Below are 20,771 nucleotides of genomic sequence, written 5' to 3' on the forward strand. Positions count from 1 at the left end.
AGTAAAAAGATCCGTTTATGATAAACGGATCTTTTTACTATTGCCCTAAGTTTTGAACCTTATCTTTCAAATCACGAACTTGTTCTATCGTCTGCATAAGCTCAGAGTTTTTAAACTGCTCTACATTCATTTTTCCTTCCTCTATCTTTGTCATAGATGTATCAATTAATGTATTTAACTTTTCATTATATCCGACGATTTGCTGGTGAAGATCCTTCGCTACATCCGGTGGTGTTAATTCATTAAAAGCTGGTATATCTTGTTTAATTTCAGTAAGTTTCGTTTCTAGTTCTTTTCGAGCTTCTCCATCATTAACAGCCTTTTCAGCTAATGCTGGCGCTTCATTTGCAAATGCACTTATTTCATTTACATAGTCTGTCGCTTTTTGAGCGTAATCTATGGAGTTCTTCCCTTCCTCCACTAGCGAACATCCCATCAAACCAATTGAAACTACAATTGAAAGTAACATTGTTTTTGTAAACTTCATTTTGACCTCCTAAATAATTGTCATACTTTTATTCATTTATAAACACTTTGTTTTCTTCTTATACACCTTATCACATCATATCTTACTTTTTAATCTTCCTCTTATACATTCTAGAGAAATCATTATTATCCTGTTCAACATGTACCTCGAAACTATCTTCATTTAAATATAAAAACAGACCTACTTACTTTCAGTACGTCTGCTTTCAAGGTCAGTATGATTCCCACTAATTAAAGCTTCATTCTATCCTCTTACGTGCCCTATTACCGTTACAATATCTATGTCTATATGTACACTAATAATATCTTCTATAATGTCCGTATATCCTTGACCTAAAGCTGTTCCGTAATGTAATACAATCTCTTTTTTTTCATAAACTGACTTCGGTATTGTAAAAATAAATTTCCTCATATCCCGTTCATCAGCAGGTTCCAGAATTAAAACAATGCCATCCTCTTCAAACATATAATCACGCCTTCCAACAATCCATTCACTATGGCTCAAGTATTGCCTTGAAAGGATAGGTTTTAAACACCCTTTCTAACAATATATCACCATTTCATGATCAAATAACTTATACGGCTTATATGATTTCACCACAAATACAAAAAACACAAACCTTGAACTACCAAGAATTTGTGTTTTTTTGCATTTCATTCTTATATACCTTTATCAAGCTCGTATAATCTACGATATTTCTCATTTTCTTTCAGTAGCTGTTCGTGACTACCTTGCATAGCGATTTGACCACTATCAAGGAAAATCACTTCATCTACATGTTCAATCCCTACAAGATGATGTGTAATCCAAATAACAGTCTTTTCTTCTGTTGCAGAAAACATTGTTTCTATTAAGGCTAATTCTGTTTTAGGGTCTAAACCGATAGTCGGTTCATCAAGTACAATGACCGGTGCTTCTTGCATAAGAGTTCTTGCAAATGCTACCCTTTGCCTTTCTCCGCCAGAAAACCTCTTTCCCATTTCATGCATTTTTGTTTGTAATCCATCAGGAAGAGAAGCGATGTGTGGTGCTAGCTGTGCTTTCTCTAAAGCTTTCCATATCTCTTCATCATTAGCCTCTGGTTTACCGATCCGCACATTATTTCCAATTGTCGTATCGAATAAATGTGGTTTTTGGTTTAATACAGAAATATATTTTGACAGAAAATCCGTATGAGCTTGTTCACCATTCAATATAACTTGGCCACTCACCGGACGTAGTGCCCCAGTTAACAATTTTAGTAAAGTAGATTTCCCTGTTCCACTTCTACCTAAAATAGCAATTTTCTTTCCTGCCTTTATTTGCAATGATACATCTTTTAATACGGATTCATTACTATTCGGGTAATTATACGACACATTACTCAGTTCAATATCTACATGTTTTGGTACAACGTATTCTTTATCTCCAGGTAACTCCTTACCATCATCTAAAGCGGTATCACTTTCTACGCCATTAAGCCGATGAACAGATTCTACATAAGATGGAATTCGATCAATAGCATCTGATACAGGAATAAGCACATTCGTCACAGATAATGTCATTAATACGAATGCTGCGATAACTGTAGGTGCAATTTGTTCACTTGCTGCTTGATTTCCAGTCCACAAAATCATCGAAATAACTACAATACCTACTATTAAATGAATGATACTATCTCGAATATGGTACCAGCGTTTCACTCTCTTTTCTGTCTTTAACAGCTGGACATTTTGCTCTACATACGCATTAATAAATTCATCTTTTCTACCACTCGCCTGCCAATCAGATAACCCAAATACAGCATCTGTCAATTGTTGATACAAACGATTTCTTCCTCGCTTCAAAGCAACATGATGTCGTTTCATCAAAAGTAGTGATATGAATGGAAGAAGAAAAACAATAACAGCTAACATACAAGCTGCGATAAGTGCAAATACTAAGTCAAATGCACCGATAACAAGTACGAAAATGCTATATACAACTAACGCTAATATACTAGGGAATATTGTACGTAAATATAGATTCTGTAAATGTTCTATATCATCAGACAATACACCTAGTACATCACCAGTTTGAAATCTCGAGCGTAAAAATAACGCCTGTGGTTCTACAATTCTATATAGTTTTGTCCTCATTTTTTCTAAAATTCGTAGAACGATGTCATGCCCTACTAAACGCTCTAAATAATGAAAGACAGCTTGCCCTATACTAAACGCACGCGTTGCAACTATAGGAACATATACAACCATTACATTTTCTGGTCTGAGAGCAGATTTAGAAATTAAATAACCTGAAATGAAAAGTAACATCGCACCTGAACTAACTCCAAGAAGCCCAAGGAAAATAGTCAACGTCATTCTACCTTTATTTTGCTGTATATGAGGTTTAATCCAGTTACTCATCGCTCTCCCCTCTCTTCCCTATGAAAATGTAATGTCTCATTCTTTAAAAGCTCTTCATATGTTCCACTTTCTTTAATTTCCCCTTTATTTAAAATAAGAATATGATCCATTTGCTTCATCCAATGGAGACGATGCGTTGCAAGAAATACTAACTTACCTTCAAACAGACGTAACATCGATTGCTTTATTTCAAATTCAGTTTCAATATCAAGATGTGCTGTAGGTTCATCTAATAAAATGATTGGCTTTTTACTTAAAAGTGCACGTGCCATAGCGACACGTTGTTCTTGTCCGCCACTAAGCATACGTCCACCTTCTCCAATCCTTTCGTACATCCCATGTGGTAATGATGCAACGAGCGAACGAAGGCCCACTTCATTTATAACTCTCTCAACCTCTTCATCAGGTGTATTCGTTTCATAGAAACAAATATTATCTTTTAACGAAAGTGGAAAAATATAAGGTTGTTGCGGAATATAAGCAATATTTTTTTGCCAATCTTCTCGAGTAGATTCATCAATTTCCACACCATTTACTAACATCTTCCCACCCGAAGGAGGGAGAAATCCTGCTAACACATCGATTAACGTTGATTTCCCTGCCCCACTTTCACCAATAATGCCTATAGCACCTTTACCTTGCCAAGTAAAATCAATTCCCTCTAATATAGCCTTTTCAGATTCATCATTATTTACTTTTACATCTTGTAATTTCAAACTACTAGAAGAATTCCATACTATATCTACATTTGAATCTTTCTTTTCTATTTCTTTTTGTTTCTGTAAAATTTCTTCTATTTGCTCCATTGCAAGTTGTCCATCTAATGTAGCATGATAATTCGCTCCAACTTGTTTTATCGGCAGAAAATATTCCGGCGCTAAAATTAAAATCGTAAGAGCTGGTAACAGTATAATTGTCCCATCTATTAACCGTATCCCTAATCCAACTGCTACAAATGCAATTGATAAACTCGTAAAGAAATCTAATGCAAAAGAAGAAAGAAAAGCAACTCGCAAAGTACGCATCGTCGCTTTTCTATATCGTTTACTTACTTTTTCAATCTTTCCTTCGTGCTGTTTACTTTTCCCTAAATACTTTAATGTTTCTAATCCTTTTAACGTATCTACGAAATGATTAGAAAGTACACGATATGTTTCATATTGGCTATCCGCCATTTTCTGCGCTGCTAATCCTAGAAGGATCATAAATATAATCACAATTGGAATCGTTACAACTAAAATGATTCCAGACTTAATGTCCAGTGTAAAAACATATAGAACAATTAGTCCTGGTACGATACTACTTCTAATCATTTTAGGAATTGTTAATTCAATATAAGTTTTAAATTTCTCAATACCTTCTATCGATAAAGTAACCAGATGGCCAGTCCCATTCGTTTGGACAAATCTCGGCCCTAATGTAAAATATGCTTCTATTAACTGTTTACGTAATGCCAATCCTGTTTTTTCAGCGAAACGCTCAACCAATATTTGCGATGCTCGCACCAACATTTGGCGTGCTGCAAACATGATTCCAAAATAAACAGTTTCATTTAGCACAGCTTGCACTGTTTCTCCATGAAATAAAAATGTGATTGCTCGTGCTAAAAACACTGTCTGTGCAATAATACTACACGCCTCTAAAATGCTAATAAGACTTAAAGTTACATATAAAACTCGGCTACCAGGATACGACGGAAGTCCTCTTTTTCTTTTCATTAGTACTCCAAATCTTTGTCTGACTTAACAGGTTGTCTAAATACATAGAAACTCCATATTTGACTACCGATAACAAATGGTAAAATAGCAAGAGAAAAATAGCTCATCAGTTTTAATGCATAAGGTCCTGATGCCGCATTATAAATTGTCAAATCATTTACCGCTCCTAATGAGCTAATCATGACACGCGGGAACATACCGATGAACACACTTGCACTTAGCAAAATGATTGTTAAACTTGTCATAAAGAAGGCCCAACCATCTCTTCTTCTTTTATTTAATAAAGTAGAAACAAATAGCGCTACAAAAGCTCCAATTGGAACCATTAGCCACTCTGAACCATGTGCGGTGAAAATATCTGTTTTCCATAACCCTACAGCTGCAAAAACAAGAAGTGTTATTAATGCAAAAGGTGCAATCTTTGTCGCGGCAATACGTGCGCGTTCTCGTAATTTTCCTGTTGTACGTATAGTAAGGAATTGCAAACCATGAACAATACATAGAAGAAGAAACATAACTCCTCCAAGTAATGCAAATGGGTGAAGTAATTTCATGAATCCGCCTACCATATTTTTACTTTCATCAATTGGTACACCTGTCATAAAGTTTGCGATTGCAACTCCCCAAAGTATAGGAGGTAACATACTTCCAATAAACATGCCCCAATCCCAGAAACTTTTCCACTTATGGTTTTCTATTTTCGCACGGAATTTAAAGGAAACACCTCTTATAATTAATGCAAGAAGCATAAACACAAACGGAATATAGAACCCACTAAATAAAGTTGCATACCAATGCGGAAATGCCGCAAACATAGCGCCACCAGCACAAACAAGCCATACTTCATTAGCGTGCCAAAACGGTCCAATTGTATTTAAATATATACGCTTTTCCAAATCATTCTTCCCTAAAAACCTTGAAACGATTCCTACACCAAAATCGAAACCTTCAAGTACAAAGAAGCCAACGAATAAGGTTGAGATAATTAGAAACCACAACTCATTAAGAGATAACATACTCTTCCTCCTTATCAAATGGATCATGGCTCTGATAATCCTTTTTCGTTTTCTTATTCGCATGTCCTTTAATGATACGAACGAATAAGTAAACAGTAATGCCTCCAATAATTACATATAGTGATGTGAATGAAACAAGAGAGAATAATACTTCTCCAAATGAAACATTTGGAGATACTGCATCTTCTGTTTTCATAACACCGAAGACAACCCAAGGCTGACGTCCCATTTCAGTCATAATCCAGCCTACTGTATTTCCGATAAACGGTAGTGCAATTGCATATACCATTAATTTTAAATACCAAGTTTTTTCAGCTAAACGATCTTTTCTTGATAAGAACCAGCCGTACACTCCTAGAAGAAGCATGAATGTTCCACTCATTACCATCGCTCTAAAACTCCAGAACATAGTATGTACTGGCGGAATATAATCTCCAGGTCCATATTTTTCTTCATATTGTTTTTGAATTTGATTCATTCCTTCTACTTGACCGCTAAATTTATCGTATGACAATAGACTTAGCATATAAGGGATTTGAATTTCAAACGAATTTTCTTTCTTCTCTGTATCAATTTTTGCAAATACTGTAAATGGCGCTGGATCCTCACTCGTATTCCATAATGCTTCAGCTGCTGCCATTTTCATCGGATGTGTCTTAATTAAATTTTGCGCTTGTGCATGGCCGAAAAATAATACCAATGCTGTTGAAATTGTTCCAACAACGATAGAAACTCGAAAAGACTTCTTAAACACCTCAGTCTCTTGTTGTTTTGCGATTTTCCATGCACTAACACCAGCAATAAAGAATGCGCCTGTTGCAAGTGCCGCTGTAATTGTATGTGGGAATTGCACCCATAGTTGTGGATTTTGAATAATCGCCAAGAAATCATTCATCTGTGCACGTCCATCTGCAGCCATTTCATATCCTACTGGGGATTGCATAAATGCACTTGCAGTTAGAATCCAAAATGCTGATAACATTGTTCCTATTGAAAGGAGCCAAATACATAAAAGGTGAACTCGCTTCGGAAGTTTATCCTCACCGAATACCCATAAACCTAGGAATGTAGACTCAATGAAAAATGCTAATAAACCTTCAATTGCCAGTGATGGTCCGAAAACATCACCTACAAAACGTGAATATGTTGACCAGTTCATACCAAACTGGAATTCTTGTAAAATACCTGTTACAACACCTACTGCAAAGTTAACAAGGAATATTTGTGTCCAAAACTTTGTCATTTTCTTATAAACTTCTTGTCCCTTTACCACATACAACGTTTGCATTAACGCAATGATAAAAGCTAAACCAATAGATAGCGGAACGAAAAAGTAATGAAAAATCGTTGTAGATGCAAATTGTATTCGTGCCAATTCGAGCGTTTCCATGCTAAAGTCACTTCCTTCATAATTTTTCATATCGTAATATCGATTGAATTGTATGAATTCACTTCATAACGAACAATTCAATCATTTGGAAATACAAAAAGATAAATTCGTTTATGTACTTTCTGAAAATATAGATTGTCAGTTTTTTAGATAATTACAAAAGAACTTTCTTCATACGATTTACCTTTTCACTATTTCAGTAGTGTTTTATTCGCTAATCGAATTGTATAATATACTTACATAATAAATTCAGGTGATTTTTGACGTATTATTGACAGGATTTTGTCTGAAATATGTCTTTTGTAATTTTTTTGAATTAGATTTCTCACATTTAAAAAACGTATTTTTCAAACATATAACATACTCTTATATCAATTATTATTACGTTTTTCTCTTCATACGCTTGACTTTCCTGTCAAAAAATGTCCTTGAATCAAACCTGAAAATATGCTAGATTTTTGTCAAGAGAAAAGTGTATTTCCAAAATTCAAATCAACAATATTGTTATTCACAAATAGAAAAAAACTCCCCTTTCTCTAGACATAAAATTCATTTTTTTGTCATTTTTTCAAACTGACTAAATAAAAAAGTACCGAGAATAGATTATATTCCCGGTACTTTTTTCATTATTTCGTTGTATATTTTCTAACAGCCGGCATAATTTCAGTAGCAATTAATTCAATGTTTTTCTCAATCTTATCAAATGGTACACCACCAAAATCAATCTGTGCCATAAAACGTTGCTGTCCAAATAATTCATATTGGTAAAGCATTTTTTCAATAATTTGTTGCGGGCTACCAATCATTAACGCGTCACGGTGATCTACTGCATTAGTAAATTGTTGTTTCGGATACCCACCACCGCGTAGTGCAAGCATACCAGCATTAATATGAGGATAATATTCACTACGTGCATCTTGTGAATTTTCTGCTGTATAAAATAAACTTGTTGTCGCAATTGGTAGTGTTGCTGGATCAAAACCATTTTGCTCAGCAGCTTCACGATATGCATCAACCGAAACTTTAAAATTAATAGCTGGGCCACCAAGTGTCGTAAGCATCATTGGTACACCTGCGTGCCCTGCCTTAATCGCACTAGCAGGTGGCCCTCCGACAGCACGCCAAATTGGCATATTGTTATTTTTAGCTCTCGGTATAATTGCCGCATGTTCAAGTGGCGTTCTAAACTGCCCTTTCCATGTTACACTTTCTTCTTTATTTATTTTTAATAAAAGATCCATCTTCTCTTCAAATAGTTCTTCATAATAATTTACATCGTAACCAAGTAAACTATATCCCCCAATACGAGATCCACGACCAGCAACGATTTCAGCACGACCATTAGAAATTAAATCAATTGTAGCAAAATCCTCATATACACGAACCGGATCTGACGTACTTAATACTGTTGCAGAACTCGCGATTTTAATATTTTTCGTAGCTTGTGCAATAGCTCCTAAAATAACTGTATGAGCTTGCGTTGTAAAATGCGCTTGATGACTTTCACCGACAGCAAACACATCAATTCCAGCTTCATCTGCTAACTTAGCTGTTTCAATTAGTTCATGAATTCTTTTTTCTGCACTTATTTTCGAACCATTATGTGGATTTAAAATATGATCTCCAATTGAATATAATCCAAATTCAATTCCTTTACTTGTATCAATACGGTATTTTTCCATAGTTGCTCTCTCCCTTTTAATCAAGTGGTATTAATTTCTCTTCAATCTCTTTTCTTCTCTCTTCTAAAAATGGTGGTAAATCCAGCTCTTTTCCTAATTTTTCAATTGCTGAATCCACTGTAAATCCTGGTCCATCCGTCGCAATCTCAAATAAAATGCCATTTGATTCACGGAAATATAAACTTTTAAAATAAAAGCGATCGATAATGCCTGTTGATTGGAACCCTTTATCTTTCACCGCTTCATTCCAATAACTCAGTTCTTCATCATTTTTCACACGAATAGCTAAATGATGAATACTTCCTTTTCCAGGTCGTTCACTCTCTCCTTCTTGCTGTTTCACCAAAATTTCTCCAAAAGATTGACCAGCAATAGATTGATAAATCCCCTCATCGTCTGAACGAGATACTTCTTTATAACTAAACAAGCCTGTTAATGTTTTTGATAATTTATTTAAACTGCGCACTGTCATTTCAACTGTTCCCATACCTAAAATACGATGATTCTGCTCTACAGAAGATTCATCCCATGCAGTCCAATATTCAGGCACCTCTTCACCGTTATTATTTAACAGCACTAACCGTAGGCCATCTGGATCTTCAAAGTGCAGTGCGTCTCTTCCGGCGTAAGTTGTAATTTCCCCATGCGCCACCTGGAGCGACTCAAAACGTCTCTTCCAAAATGTAAGACTTTCTATTGAAGGTACGAGCAAGCCTATTTGTGTTATTGCATTTGTACCACGGATTGTTCTTCCTACATTCGGCATTTCAAAAAATGATAATTCAGTTCCAGCACTCCCTGTTAAATCGCCATAAAACAAATGATACATAAATGGATTATCTTGATTGACTGTCTTTTTCACTCGGCGTAATCCTAATACTTTTTGATAAAAATCATTATTTGTTTTCGCATTTTTTGTCACCATAGAAATGTGGTGATGCCCTGGAATTGTATACATAATATTTCCTCCTCTAACCATCACTTGATTAGTCAATTGATAGTGTAAAAAAAATTACTCATGTGGTAATTCTTTTTTTTCACTATGCTTATGAACTTTTGTCATTAACGCGTATAGTATTTTCTGTTCTTCCTCATCTAATACATCATCAAAAAAGGATGATTGGAATGCAAGTTGCTCTGGCAATGCTCTTTCTAACACTGCTTCACCCTTTTCAGTAAGGCTAATCATTTTCGTTTTCCAATCTTGTTTACGTACTATATACTCTTCTTTTTCAAGGCGTGTTAACATTCTAGAAATACCACCTTGCGTCACAGTAACTTTTTCTGCTAACTCCATTTGTGTAAGGGGCTGATAAATCCGTATTTGCATAAGTACATCAAATTGAGCTGTCGTCAAATCAAAACGTTTCAAAAACTCATTTGACATTTGATTACTTTGGTTCGTAAATCGTATTAAACGTAACCAGATTAACGATCCTATCGTATTTTCACGCATATATTGTCACTTCCTATCGTGAATCTTACTATCACTTTACCACTCAAGTGATAGTAATGCAAGTAGAAATATGTAAAAAACACCTCCCAAAATCATTATTCTTAACTTTCCATTTCATTCATTGCTATATTTAAAGCTGCCACAGCTTTTGGCCAACCAACGTAAAAAGCCATATGTGTTATTAATGCAACTAATTCATTCTCCATCATCCCATTTTGTTTAGCTAGCTTCAGATGAAATGGTAATTGTTCTGTATTACCAAGACTGATTAGTGCCGACAATGTACATAAGCTTCTTTCTCTTAATGTTAAAGTGGCATCCCGCCACACTTCTTCAAACAATATCTCTTCACTATAATGAGCAAATGCAGGTGCCATTTCTCTCATTTTCTTTTGAATATAAAATTCAATTGGTTCATTCATCATTTTACTCCCCCTTCCTCTTCACTAGTTGTGCCACCCCTTGACCAAATGACCAGTTTTCAGCAGCTGTCTCATTTAGTGTAATAAAAATATCAGCGCTACCGATACTTGAATATTCAGATGCTTTATGTGATATCGATTGATATAACTCTCTTTTCTGCTTTATCGTTCTTCCTGGTCCACATGTAATAGAAACATGCATTATGTTCTCTGTTCTCTTTTCTTCTTGCTCTAACAAATAATATGGATTATAAAAAAATTCGTTTAGTCGATAAGGTAAAAACATTTGAAAATAATCATTTTCAGGGATGTTAAAATGATCAATTAATGACAGATGAATACATTCACTTATCTTTTTCAACGTTTCTTTATTTAATATATTTTCAGGATAATAAACGTTTACAAAAGGCATATATTCTCATTCCTTTTTCTTATTTTGGCATTCAAGAAGATTTTATTGTGAAATGTGTAAAATCTCATATATTGTAACATTGTCCATTACATCTATTTCAGGCTTCTCATTATAAAAATTGAATTGACTATAACCCCATTTATCTGGATTATAAACTATTACATTACCTAAACACTTTTCTGTATTTTGTACATTTTCGTTCATTGTATTTAATTGAGTACCAATCAATGATTTACTTTGAGAGATACTTCCTTCACATTCAACAACATATCTACTTTTCTTAAAATCATCACTTAGATTAACAACTAAAGGAACACCTATATTTATTTGTTGCCATCCAAATGATTGTAAAATATTATCGTAATATCCTTCAAAGATAAATTTATTCATCCCTTCATGACTATTCCAAATATATAAAGGTGCATAACAATTATAGAAATTCCCATTCTTACCCGCCTCAGCAATTAAATAGGCTTTAAAATTCAGTTCTTGAAAACCATCTGTTTTATACCCATTAGCCTTTACCCTTTTCCTAATAATCTCCATGTCATAATTCTTTGGCAATATGACCTTATATTGCATTCCAATCATGTTTATCACTCACTTTCGATATTATATACATAATGATAAATCGATGTTGGATCGGTGTAAAATAGGTATAAATTATGCTTGCTATCATTTATAATGATACCGTATAAGGGGCTGAAATGAATGGAAATAAATGATCTTATCATATTTAAAACTGTAGCGAATGAGGGCTCTATTAGTAAAGCTGCTAAAGAGTTAGGTTATGTTCAACCAAATGTAACTGAGCGAATCAAAAAATTAGAACAAGAATTAGAAACAGCTTTACTACATAGAGATAACAAAGGGGTTTCACTGTTACCTTCAGGTGAAATTTTATTAGATTACACTAGCAAAATATTAACTTTATTAGAAGAAGCAAAAAATGAAATTAAAATGAGTTGTACATCTTATCGAATAGCGACGTCACAATCTATTTTAACTAATTATTTGAGTACGCGTATTAAAGAAAATTTCAGGAATTATCAAATATACATAGAAAGTAGTAGTCATTTGCAAAAACTGCTACAAAAGCAAAAAGTTGATATGGTCATAACTTATGAGGATTATCCTGACGTAGCGTTTAAAAAAGTATTCACCACTTCAATTTCTGTAGGCTTATTAAAAACGAAGGAACAGTGTACCATTGACTTTTCAAAAGAACTTTTCTTTGTTAGTAACGACAAAAAGTGCCCTTTTAGAAATATGACAATACAATTTCTAAAAGAAAACAATCTATCTCAGCATCAACTTCAACAGTTAGATTCTTATTCGCTTATTGAAGAATTCATCGCTGAGGGGAACGGGATAGCCTTTTTACCGATTAGAAATGATAAATTAGCACCAATTGAAGATATGCCAATAGAAAACCTATCTATTAATTTTTTTACGCATCGAGAATTAGAAAAAAAGATTCCCATTGAACTATTCAATTAAAACAATTGACTTTTTTAAAAATATCAATTTCATGAATTACATAAGCCAGACTTCTCTTTCTAGAAATGAAAAATCCCTCCTTTAACTTATCTAAAGGAGGGGGTTTCATACTATAACTTCACTTAAAACCTTTTCCACCCATTTTTTACATGTTCTGTTCCACCCCTGCACTCTTCTCCTTCTTACCCCTTTTAAAATTCTTCAACTTCTTAATCGTTCCAACTAATCCTTTCGGAAAAACTAGTAGCACGATAATATATAATAAACCAAGTATAATCGTCCATCTTTCAAAAATCGGATACTCCGTCGCTAGTTCTGATAAATAGTATTTCAGTGATTCAATAATCCCAGCTCCAGCAATTGCTCCGATTAACGTTCCTACTCCCCCGATCATTGTCATCAATAATGCGTTTAGCGTCATTTCAATTGAAAATACCGTCGTATTTACAAAACGCAATGTGATAACGAATAAACCACCGCTAATTGCCGCTACTACTCCTGCCACTACACTTGCGATAATTTTATAATGGAGAACTTTATATCCAAGCGCTTCAACACGTTGTTCATTTTGTGAAATTGCATTTAATACTTTTCCAATAGAAGACTTTGTGAAAAGACGTAACAAAATGAAGATGCTGATTAAACATATAAGTGTTACGTAATAATACGTAAAACGATCACGGAATATATCTGGTACACGAAATGTAAATCCATCTCCTCCGTGAGTCAGCGAACGCCATTTTTCAGCAAGTACAAAAAACAGCTGAGAAATAGCGAGCGTTAACATTGCATAAAAATGACTTTTCAAGCGTAATGAAAGCATACCGATTATATAACTAACGATAGCTGATATAATAACAGCGGCTGCTATTCCTATAAAAAAGTTCATTATAGACACCCCTTGCCGATCAAATAAGAGTGCCACACCATACGCCCCTATTCCAAAGAACATACAATGACCGAATGAAACAATACCCGTATATCCAAGGAGAACATCAAAACTCATAGCGAAAATAGCAAAGATGAAGATCTGAGTGAACAAAATTAACAAGCTCCGTGAATCATTTACGAATGGAAATACACTTAAACAAATGAGCATAAAAACTCCGAAGTATACTTTAATTCGACCCGATATGCTGTTCACCATGTCACCCCTTTTCACCAACGAGTCCCGTCGGCTTCACTATTAAGAAAAATAGTAACATTAACATATTAATTGCAAGAGATAAATCTGGTATAAAATACGCTGTAAAAGCACCGGCTAATCCGACGATTAAAGAAGCTAGAGCTGAACCTTGTACACTACCTAACCCTCCAATTATTACTACTATAAAAGCTAAAATCGCATACTGCATGCCCATCTCGGCGAAAATAACGCCTGAATATGGTGCAAGTAGGAAACCACCTAATGCTGCCATCCCTGCTCCTAATAAAAAGACAAACGAGAATATCGCTTTTACGTTAATTCCGAGAGCTTGAACCATCTCTTTATCCATTACACCAGCGCGAATCATAAGTCCTATCTTTGTTTTTTTCAGCAGCAATAGTAAAGCGATGTAAATTAGTATCCCAACTAAAATAACGAATAAGCGATATTTTATTAAGATAACTCCTCCAAATGTAAAACTTCCTTGAAGCCATAACGGTAATTTTGCAGCAATTGGATTAGGACCCCAAAATATTTTGATGCACTCGCTAAGAACGAGCATTCCTCCGAGTGTAACGAGAAGCTGCCGAACATGGTTTCCATACACTGGTCTAATAAGAAATCTTTCTAAAATGAAACCAAGAAACATACCCATAGCGACTGCGCCAATTAGCGCTAATAAATAACTATCTGTCATATTAAATAACCAAACGCCTGTAAATGCTCCCCATGCAAATAAACCGCCATGCGCAAAATTTAGTACGCTCATTAAACCGAAAATAAGTGATAGACCAGACGCTAATAAAAAAATAAGCATCCCTGTCGAAACGCCGTTTACAAATAAGTTAATTAGCACATCCACGTTCTATCCCCCCGTATCAATGTTAAGAAATACCTAAATACTTATGACATGTTTCCTTATCCTCTCGCAGTTCCTCCATGAAACCGTTATGCACAATACGCCCATTATCCATAATGTAAAAATAATCACCGATTTGACTAGCCATCATAAAATTTTGTTCAACAAGTAAAACAGTCGTTTTTCCCTTCATTTTCAAAATAGCTACCATTAATTTTTCTATCATAATTGGAGATAGCCCTTTACTCGGCTCGTCAATAAGCAATAGTCCATCACTATTAATAAATGCTCTTGAAATTGCCAGCATTTGTTTTTGTCCCCCACTTAATAGCCCACTTTTTTTATACCAAAATTGCTTTAAATCCGGAAATAGTTCGAGCATCCATTCTATCTTCTCTTCAGCTTCTTCCCCATTTTTTCCCCTAGCAAGTGCGAATGTCTCTTCTACTGTTAAATCATGAAAAATACCTTGATTTTCTGGTACATAACCTATACCTTTTCTTGAAATTAAATGTGTAGATAATCCATTTACTTTTGTGTTATCATAATAAACTTCTCCATTTGCTATCCGGTGAAACCCCATAACCGACCGCAATGTTGTTGTTTTTCCAGCTCCATTTCTTCCAAACAATACTGTAATCGTTCCCTTCTCAACCGAAAGAGACACTCCTTGTAAAATATGAAACTGATCTAAATACGTCTCTATATTATTCACTTGTAGTAGTGCCACTGTATAATCCCCCTAAATAAGCACTTTGTACTCGCTCGTCTTTCATCATTTCTTCCGGCAATCCTTCAGCCAATAACTCACCATGAAATAAAACGATAAGATGATCTGATAAATCTAGCACCATATCCATTTTGTGTTCGATAAGTACGATTGTGCTCTCTGGATTCCTTTTAATATTTTCGATTACTTGTAATATAGCTGGAACTTCCTCAACTGAAATACCTGCTGTCGGCTCATCTAGTAGTAATACATCTGTCTTTAATGCTAACAACATAGCAAGCTCTAACTTTCTTTTTTCTCCGTGAGCTAAATCTTTTGCTAATACCCCCTCTTTCTCGTGAAGTAGTACTGTTTTTAAAAGGCGTCTCGCCTCTCCAGTTTGCTGCTTTAACTTGGCTGCATTCGGAAAGAAACTGTAATAATCCTGAACAAACGATTGAACACTTAGACGCACATTTTCAAGTACTGTTAGCTCTGGAAAAATATTTGTCAACTGAAAAGAACGACCAATGCCCAAGCGCGTTCGATCTGAAATTGATAATTTTGTAATATCCTGTCCTTTAAAATAAACTTCACCTTTCGTCGGAGAAATTTGCCCACTTAGTAAATTGAATAGTGTTGTCTTTCCAGCACCATTCGGTCCAATAATTGAAATGAGCTTTCCTTTTTGTACCGTTAAATTAACATCCTTAATAACATGATGATCCCCAAAAGATACACAAAGATTTTTCGTCTCTAACAAATGTGTCATGAAATCCCTCCCACTGAAAGCCATGTTATGAAAGAAATAAGTATAAAGAGGGTATCCCCTCTTTATACAAAAACAACAGAAAATTCAGTCTATTTTTTTTTGAACAGACGGTTCTGTTTCTTTCATTGTTAATTCTCGTTCTAACACTGGTACTGGGTAATCAACACCCTCTTGCTTTTTCAGCGTTATAGAATAAAGAGTTTGTAATGCTTGATGATCCTTCTCTCTAAATTTCATCTTTCCTTTCGGTGTCTCAAATTCCATCCCTTCCATTTTCTTAATAAGTGTATCTACATCTGTATCGCCCTTCGTTTTCTTTACAGCTTCGACGATAGAAATTGCTGCTGACATTCCTCCTGCTGTAAACAGATCTGGAACAGCACCATTAAAACGTTTTTTATGTTCTTCTACTAGCCAATCGTTCACCTTATTCTTTGGAAGTGAGTGATAATAAACGGAAAACCCTTGCATCCCTATTAGCGCATCCATCGTTTTTAATGCTGGTATATCAGGTGCACCAGTAGAAATTTTAATACCTTGCGCTTCTACATTCATATCTTTCAACTGTTTCCATGGTGAATTCGCACCTGCCCAAACGATAAATAGATAATCTGGTTTTGAGCTAATAATATTTTGAATATTCGCAGTGAAATCAGTTGCATTCGTATCCGCGTATTGCTCGTTTACAATATTTGCACCTAATTTCTTCGCTCCAGCTTTAAATGCAGCAATCCCCTCACGACCGTAAGCATTATCTTGTGCTAGCGTTGCTATTTTCACATCTTTTTTAGCAATTGCCGCAGCACCAGCAATTGCATCTTGAGATGAATTTCTACCAGTCCTAAAAATATATTTATTCCAGTTCTTCCCGGTAATACTATCAGCAACAGCTGGTTCTACAACCATTATTTTTTCATATTCTTCAGCTAGTGGTAAAACCGCTAATGTATCACTTGAACTAGATGATCCGACTAAAAAGTCAACTTTCTCCTCTTCTAATAACTTTGTAGCTTTTTTAACTGCTACATCTGCTTTCGTTTCTGTATCTTCTACAACAAACTTAATCTTCTTTCCTTCTACTTTCCCTGTTCCACCAGTTGCATAGTCTAACCCTAATTCAAATCCATTTACCGTTTGTTTTCCATATGATTCTAATGGACCTGTTAACGAAGCAAGAACCCCTACCTTAATCGTTTTTTCATCTTCTGTACTTGTCTTCTTTCCTGAACAAGCTGCCGTTACTAACAATGAACCTAAAACACAACCAGTCAACATCATTTTGAGCCATTTACGTTTTTTCATCGACATTGTGATTCCCCCCATACTTTACTTTCTGATAGAATCAAACACGCCAAAGTACACCATCTGTAATTATGACTTTTTCTTTAAACAAAAATAAACCAGGTTGTTAATATTAATGTATTTTCTCCGATTTCCATTGAATACCTTTACAATTTGATATAAATATTTAATTCCTATATATACAAGCATTCCCACACTATTAAACTTCTATCCTTTCTAACAAGTATTTTGAGTCTCCAGTATTAATTTGCTTTCTTAAAAAATTGAATTCTTTGGAGTAAACCATCTGTAATTATTATATTTCCTTGGCTATCTACATCTATTCCTTGTGGTGAGAAAAACTGCCCTGACATACCATTAAAACTTCCAAAAGACTCTAAAAAGATTCCATTTTCATTATAAATATTCACACGATTATTAGAAGTATCTGTGACATAAACCGTATTATTTATATCAATTTCAATTCCTATTGGCAAAAAGAGATCTCCTGGACCCTCTCTCCAATTTTCTAGTGGATCTAAGTTTCCTGCCCCATGATTTGTACCCCATTTAGTAAGAAATTTACCATCGTTATCAAATTTTTGAATCCTATTATTGATCCGATCAACAACATAAACATTATCTTTTGAATCAATTGCTAATTGCATAGGTTGAGAAAACTCTCCCTCTCCACTTCCCTTTCTCCCCCACTCTTTCATATATACAAAGAATGGATTAAATTTTTGAATACGATTATTTTCTGAATCAGCTATAAATATGTTTCCTTTACTATCAATAGCTATTCCAGATGGAAATTGAAAAAATCCTGGTAATACTCCAAATGAACCATATGAAGCAAGCACTATCCCTGAATTAGTAAACTTTTGGATACGATGATTTACAGAATCAGATACATACACATTATTGTAACGATCCATTGCAATTTGTCTTGGAACAAAAAACTGTCCTGGAAGACTTCCGAATCCAAGTGGTCCACCAGCACCAAATAAACTTCCCCACTTCCCAACAATCTTTCCAGATATATCATATTTTAAAATTCGATGATTAAAGGAATCAGATACAAAAACATTCCCATTCGTGTCTCTTTCAACATCATAAGGTCCTGAATATTGTGTATTTCCACTCCTTTCATTACCTATGATTTTCTTCATTATCGCTGTTAAACCTACCTCATTATATAAAAGTACACGATTATTTCCCGTATCCGTAATATAGATATTTCCTTGACCATCCGGAAGAACTTGATTGGGATAAACAAACTGAAAAAAGTTACCTACTGTATATAAAAATTGATCTTTATTTGTAAATTTCATTATCCGATTGTTATATGTATCTGCTACATATAGCGATCCAGATATTGAATCGAAATTTATTCCTCTTGGATGATAGAATTGATATGGGCCTAAACCTGCAATTCCATTTCCGATTACTCGCTGAAACTCCCCGTTTTTATCAAACACTTGAATACGATTGTTATATGTGTCTGCAATATAAATCTCATCTTGTTTATTTATCGCGATTCCTTGTGGTAAAGCCAATTCTCCATTCGCCTTTCCATAATTCCCGATTGTTTGAATATACTGCCCATCCGGGCTATATTTTTGAATACGATGATTGTATTCATCCGTAATATAGTAATTGTTATCGCTATCTACTGCAATTTCCCTAGGAAACGAGAACTGCTCATTTCCTTGACCTTTCGTGCCCCAACTTTTAATAAATTGAAACTGATCATTAAATTTTTGAATACGATAATTCGCTGTATCCGCAACTAAAATATTACCTTCTTTATCAACAGCAATACCAAATGGCATATTAAACTGCCCCGGACCTTCACCTAAAGTTCCTATAGCGTCAACAACTTCTCCATTCTTATCTATTTTCACAACCCTATTATTTCCCATATCAACAACATACAAGAATCCTTTTGCATCCCTTGCCATTGCCACAGGCGTCCTTAATAACTTAGAAGTATCTAGCTCACTCCCCCATGATTTCACATATTTTACAGCTGAGGCACTTCCTACAGAAGTAAACATTCCTAGACTCACAGTAACAATGAAAAAACAACATATAATTTTTTTTATAAAATCCATGCTTACTACCACCTAATCACAGTAGCTGCCCAAGTATACCCAGTACCTGCACTAACCGCTACTGCAATATCTCCAGGCTGTAATTTCCCTTGTTCATTTGCAATGTGAAGACCGATACACGGATCAAGCGCTGACATATGCCCATGATGATCTAAATATACAACTTGTTCTTCTACTAATCCCAATCCTTGTAACAATTCTATTAACATAGAACGTTTTGTATGCAGTGGTAATAATACTTTAATATCTTTGGGAGTTAATCCACTTTTTCTTAACGCCTCCCGAATAACCTTTTCAAAATTAGGAGTTGAAACCAGATCTAAACGTTCTTTCATACTAATAGGATCTATTACATCGATATAATGTTGTCGATTCTCAACCGTATCATAGCTAGCAATTTGTTTCGATCCACCTGCTGGAATACGTACATCTTCATGAAATGAACCATCCGTTATAATAGCACTTCCTAATATTTCACCGTTGCTAGCGCCTTTTTTTACTAAGGCTGCACTTCCGCCATCAGCGAAATTAAACATGAAACGTGAGCGTGGATTATCATAATCTACAATTTGAGATTCTTTACATCCACCTACTAATAATATGTTTTCAATTGATTTATCAGAGTAGAGCATATCTTTTGCGACTTTGAGAGCAATTGGAAAGCAAGAACTAACATTCATAATTTCAAAAGCATAAGCATTCTTCAATCCAAGTTCATGCTGAATTTTTGGGGCACTAGACCATACGTGGTAATCTTTATGTGGACTGCCAAAATAAATGACTACATCAATAGATTGAGGATTAACTTGTAGTAATATTGGCTTTGCAGCAGCAATAGCTAAATCTGATGCATGCATCGTTTCGTCTGCGACATGCTTTTCATATAGCCCAAATTTTTCTATAATAATATTCTCAGGGATACCTGTTTTTTTAGATAGGTCTGCAGCTGTCTCTACGCCTTTTGGGAAGAATACTCCTGTCGCTTCAATCCCGATATTCATTAGACTACTCCTCCTTCTTTTGGCACCATCATAGTAGCTACACCTGTTAAAACTAAATCTCCTTTTTGATTATGACACTCTGTTAACAATTTTATTACTCTCTTTTCGATAATAAACTCTTGTACTGTAGCCGTAGCTGTAATCGTATCTCCTATAAAAACTGGTGTTGTAAATTTAATAGTTTGTTCCATATAAACAGAACCCTTTCCTGGCAAATGTACTCCTAACAATTGTGATAATAGACTAGAAGTTAATAAACCATGTGCTATTCTTTGATTAAATCTAGTTTGTTTCGCATACTCATGATCAATATGGATTGGGTTAAAATCCCCACTTAAACCTGCAAATAGTACAAAATCTGTTTCTGTTATTGTTTTACTACAAGATGCTTGTTGCCCAGCGCTATATTTGGTCATCC

General features: G+C 34.9%; 21 protein-coding genes. 1 reads left to right on the top strand and 20 read right to left on the bottom strand.

The genetic code is table 11. The annotated features are described in order from the left end of the window. Positions 1 to 37: 37 nt before the first annotated feature. The 12 genes from V7038_RS26085 to V7038_RS26140 all read right to left on the bottom strand — a co-directional run bounded on the left by V7038_RS26085 (position 38) and on the right by V7038_RS26140 (position 11,558). Positions 38 to 487: a DUF6376 family protein gene (locus V7038_RS26085; protein ID WP_002012340.1), complete on the bottom strand. Its 450-nt coding sequence runs from the start codon at positions 485 to 487 to the stop codon at positions 38 to 40. A gap of 243 nt (positions 488 to 730) precedes the next feature. Next, positions 731 to 952, bottom strand: coding sequence for a hypothetical protein (locus V7038_RS26090; protein ID WP_070139152.1), 222 nt, complete (start codon positions 950 to 952; stop codon positions 731 to 733). A 194-nt stretch (positions 953 to 1,146) separates the two neighbouring features. Continuing rightward, positions 1,147 to 2,871: a thiol reductant ABC exporter subunit CydC gene (gene cydC, locus V7038_RS26095; RefSeq protein ID WP_335695858.1), complete on the bottom strand. Its 1,725-nt coding sequence runs from the start codon at positions 2,869 to 2,871 to the stop codon at positions 1,147 to 1,149. Beyond that, positions 2,868 to 4,589: a thiol reductant ABC exporter subunit CydD gene (gene cydD / locus V7038_RS26100; RefSeq protein ID WP_070139150.1), complete on the bottom strand. Its 1,722-nt coding sequence runs from the start codon at positions 4,587 to 4,589 to the stop codon at positions 2,868 to 2,870. The genes cydC and cydD overlap by 4 nt, the downstream gene beginning before the upstream one ends. Next, complete coding sequence (gene cydB / locus V7038_RS26105; protein WP_002126907.1) at positions 4,589 to 5,605, bottom strand: cytochrome d ubiquinol oxidase subunit II; 1,017 nt, start codon at positions 5,603 to 5,605, stop codon at positions 4,589 to 4,591. The genes cydD and cydB overlap by 1 nt, the downstream gene beginning before the upstream one ends. After that, positions 5,592 to 6,995, bottom strand: a complete 1,404-nt coding sequence (cydA, locus tag V7038_RS26110; protein WP_002158276.1) for a cytochrome ubiquinol oxidase subunit I — start codon at positions 6,993 to 6,995, stop codon at positions 5,592 to 5,594. Before cydA ends, cydB begins: the two co-directional genes overlap by 14 nt. Positions 6,996 to 7,621: 626 nt before the next feature. After that, positions 7,622 to 8,677: an LLM class flavin-dependent oxidoreductase gene (locus tag V7038_RS26115; protein ID WP_335695859.1), complete on the bottom strand. Its 1,056-nt coding sequence runs from the start codon at positions 8,675 to 8,677 to the stop codon at positions 7,622 to 7,624. A 16-nt stretch (positions 8,678 to 8,693) separates the two neighbouring features. Beyond that, positions 8,694 to 9,635 (bottom strand): ring-cleaving dioxygenase, encoded by a 942-nt coding sequence (locus V7038_RS26120; protein WP_070170026.1) that lies wholly within the window; start codon positions 9,633 to 9,635, stop codon positions 8,694 to 8,696. A 54-nt stretch (positions 9,636 to 9,689) separates the two neighbouring features. Continuing rightward, positions 9,690 to 10,133 carry a MarR family winged helix-turn-helix transcriptional regulator gene (locus V7038_RS26125; protein ID WP_002148721.1) on the bottom strand — a complete coding sequence of 148 codons (444 nt, stop codon included), beginning with the start codon at positions 10,131 to 10,133 and terminating at the stop codon, positions 9,690 to 9,692. Between the two features lie 101 nt (positions 10,134 to 10,234). Beyond that, entirely contained in the window at positions 10,235 to 10,558 is a 324-nt protein-coding gene (locus V7038_RS26130; protein WP_002200858.1) for a carboxymuconolactone decarboxylase family protein, read from the bottom strand. A gap of 1 nt (position 10,559) precedes the next feature. Beyond that, on the bottom strand, positions 10,560 to 10,967 hold the full coding sequence (locus V7038_RS26135; RefSeq protein ID WP_335695860.1) for a tautomerase family protein: 408 nt from the start codon (positions 10,965 to 10,967) through the stop codon (positions 10,560 to 10,562). 42 nt (positions 10,968 to 11,009) lie between these two features. Further along, on the bottom strand, positions 11,010 to 11,558 hold the full coding sequence (locus tag V7038_RS26140; protein WP_335695861.1) for a DUF4865 family protein: 549 nt from the start codon (positions 11,556 to 11,558) through the stop codon (positions 11,010 to 11,012). Between the two features lie 120 nt (positions 11,559 to 11,678). On the opposite strand from V7038_RS26140, the gene V7038_RS26145 reads away from it, so the two are divergent. Continuing rightward, positions 11,679 to 12,467, top strand: coding sequence for a LysR family transcriptional regulator (locus V7038_RS26145; RefSeq protein WP_335695862.1), 789 nt, complete (start codon positions 11,679 to 11,681; stop codon positions 12,465 to 12,467). 145 nt (positions 12,468 to 12,612) lie between these two features. Here the strand turns inward: V7038_RS26145 and V7038_RS26150 are convergent, their stop codons facing one another. From V7038_RS26150 to V7038_RS26185, 8 genes are all read right to left on the bottom strand, one after another. After that, positions 12,613 to 13,566 (bottom strand): branched-chain amino acid ABC transporter permease, encoded by a 954-nt coding sequence (locus tag V7038_RS26150; RefSeq protein ID WP_335695866.1) that lies wholly within the window; start codon positions 13,564 to 13,566, stop codon positions 12,613 to 12,615. Between the two features lie 49 nt (positions 13,567 to 13,615). Then, complete coding sequence (locus tag V7038_RS26155; protein ID WP_002158285.1) at positions 13,616 to 14,476, bottom strand: branched-chain amino acid ABC transporter permease; 861 nt, start codon at positions 14,474 to 14,476, stop codon at positions 13,616 to 13,618. Between the two features lie 22 nt (positions 14,477 to 14,498). Beyond that, positions 14,499 to 15,203: a branched-chain amino acid ABC transporter ATP-binding protein gene (locus V7038_RS26160; protein ID WP_070139143.1), complete on the bottom strand. Its 705-nt coding sequence runs from the start codon at positions 15,201 to 15,203 to the stop codon at positions 14,499 to 14,501. Beyond that, entirely contained in the window at positions 15,181 to 15,954 is a 774-nt protein-coding gene (locus V7038_RS26165) for an ABC transporter ATP-binding protein (RefSeq protein ID WP_070139142.1), read from the bottom strand. Before V7038_RS26165 ends, V7038_RS26160 begins: the two co-directional genes overlap by 23 nt. Before the next feature lie 84 nt (positions 15,955 to 16,038). Continuing rightward, positions 16,039 to 17,262 (bottom strand): substrate-binding domain-containing protein, encoded by a 1,224-nt coding sequence (locus V7038_RS26170; RefSeq protein ID WP_335695863.1) that lies wholly within the window; start codon positions 17,260 to 17,262, stop codon positions 16,039 to 16,041. Between the two features lie 236 nt (positions 17,263 to 17,498). Beyond that, complete coding sequence (locus V7038_RS26175; RefSeq protein WP_335695867.1) at positions 17,499 to 19,295, bottom strand: 6-bladed beta-propeller; 1,797 nt, start codon at positions 19,293 to 19,295, stop codon at positions 17,499 to 17,501. Between the two features lie 62 nt (positions 19,296 to 19,357). Beyond that, complete coding sequence (locus V7038_RS26180) at positions 19,358 to 20,353, bottom strand: 3-oxoacyl-ACP synthase (protein WP_002158289.1); 996 nt, start codon at positions 20,351 to 20,353, stop codon at positions 19,358 to 19,360. Further along, positions 20,353 to 20,769, bottom strand: coding sequence for a MaoC family dehydratase (locus tag V7038_RS26185; RefSeq protein ID WP_002158290.1), 417 nt, complete (start codon positions 20,767 to 20,769; stop codon positions 20,353 to 20,355). The genes V7038_RS26180 and V7038_RS26185 overlap by 1 nt, the downstream gene beginning before the upstream one ends. Positions 20,770 to 20,771: the final 2 nt, after the last annotated feature.

This window comes from Bacillus sp. JJ783, assembly GCF_036963225.1.
Lineage (GTDB): Bacteria > Bacillota > Bacilli > Bacillales > Bacillaceae_G > Bacillus_A > Bacillus_A cereus_U.

Bases quoted from the DNA above. Each gene is read 5' to 3' on its own strand.
- V7038_RS26140 (WP_335695861.1), bottom strand. From the start codon at position 11,558: ATGATTGGAATGCAATATAAGGTCATATTGCCAAAGAATTATGACATG.
- V7038_RS26165 (WP_070139142.1), bottom strand. From the start codon at position 15,954: ATGACACATTTGTTAGAGACGAAAAATCTTTGTGTATCTTTTGGGGAT.
- V7038_RS26090 (WP_070139152.1), bottom strand. From the start codon at position 952: ATGTTTGAAGAGGATGGCATTGTTTTAATTCTGGAACCTGCTGATGAA.
- V7038_RS26130 (WP_002200858.1), bottom strand. From the start codon at position 10,558: ATGATGAATGAACCAATTGAATTTTATATTCAAAAGAAAATGAGAGAA.
- cydA (WP_002158276.1), bottom strand. From the start codon at position 6,995: ATGGAAACGCTCGAATTGGCACGAATACAATTTGCATCTACAACGATT.
- V7038_RS26135 (WP_335695860.1), bottom strand. From the start codon at position 10,967: ATGCCTTTTGTAAACGTTTATTATCCTGAAAATATATTAAATAAAGAA.
- cydB (WP_002126907.1), bottom strand. From the start codon at position 5,605: ATGTTATCTCTTAATGAGTTGTGGTTTCTAATTATCTCAACCTTATTC.
- cydD (WP_070139150.1), bottom strand. From the start codon at position 4,589: ATGAAAAGAAAAAGAGGACTTCCGTCGTATCCTGGTAGCCGAGTTTTA.
- V7038_RS26150 (WP_335695866.1), bottom strand. From the start codon at position 13,566: ATGCTCATTTGTTTAAGTGTATTTCCATTCGTAAATGATTCACGGAGC.
- V7038_RS26185 (WP_002158290.1), bottom strand. From the start codon at position 20,769: ATGACCAAATATAGCGCTGGGCAACAAGCATCTTGTAGTAAAACAATA.
- V7038_RS26120 (WP_070170026.1), bottom strand. From the start codon at position 9,635: ATGTATACAATTCCAGGGCATCACCACATTTCTATGGTGACAAAAAAT.
- cydC (WP_335695858.1), bottom strand. From the start codon at position 2,871: ATGAGTAACTGGATTAAACCTCATATACAGCAAAATAAAGGTAGAATG.
- V7038_RS26145 (WP_335695862.1), top strand. From the start codon at position 11,679: ATGGAAATAAATGATCTTATCATATTTAAAACTGTAGCGAATGAGGGC.
- V7038_RS26125 (WP_002148721.1), bottom strand. From the start codon at position 10,133: ATGCGTGAAAATACGATAGGATCGTTAATCTGGTTACGTTTAATACGA.
- V7038_RS26180 (WP_002158289.1), bottom strand. From the start codon at position 20,353: ATGAATATCGGGATTGAAGCGACAGGAGTATTCTTCCCAAAAGGCGTA.
- V7038_RS26115 (WP_335695859.1), bottom strand. From the start codon at position 8,677: ATGGAAAAATACCGTATTGATACAAGTAAAGGAATTGAATTTGGATTA.
- V7038_RS26175 (WP_335695867.1), bottom strand. From the start codon at position 19,295: ATGTTTACTTCTGTAGGAAGTGCCTCAGCTGTAAAATATGTGAAATCA.
- V7038_RS26085 (WP_002012340.1), bottom strand. From the start codon at position 487: ATGAAGTTTACAAAAACAATGTTACTTTCAATTGTAGTTTCAATTGGT.
- V7038_RS26170 (WP_335695863.1), bottom strand. From the start codon at position 17,262: ATGTCGATGAAAAAACGTAAATGGCTCAAAATGATGTTGACTGGTTGT.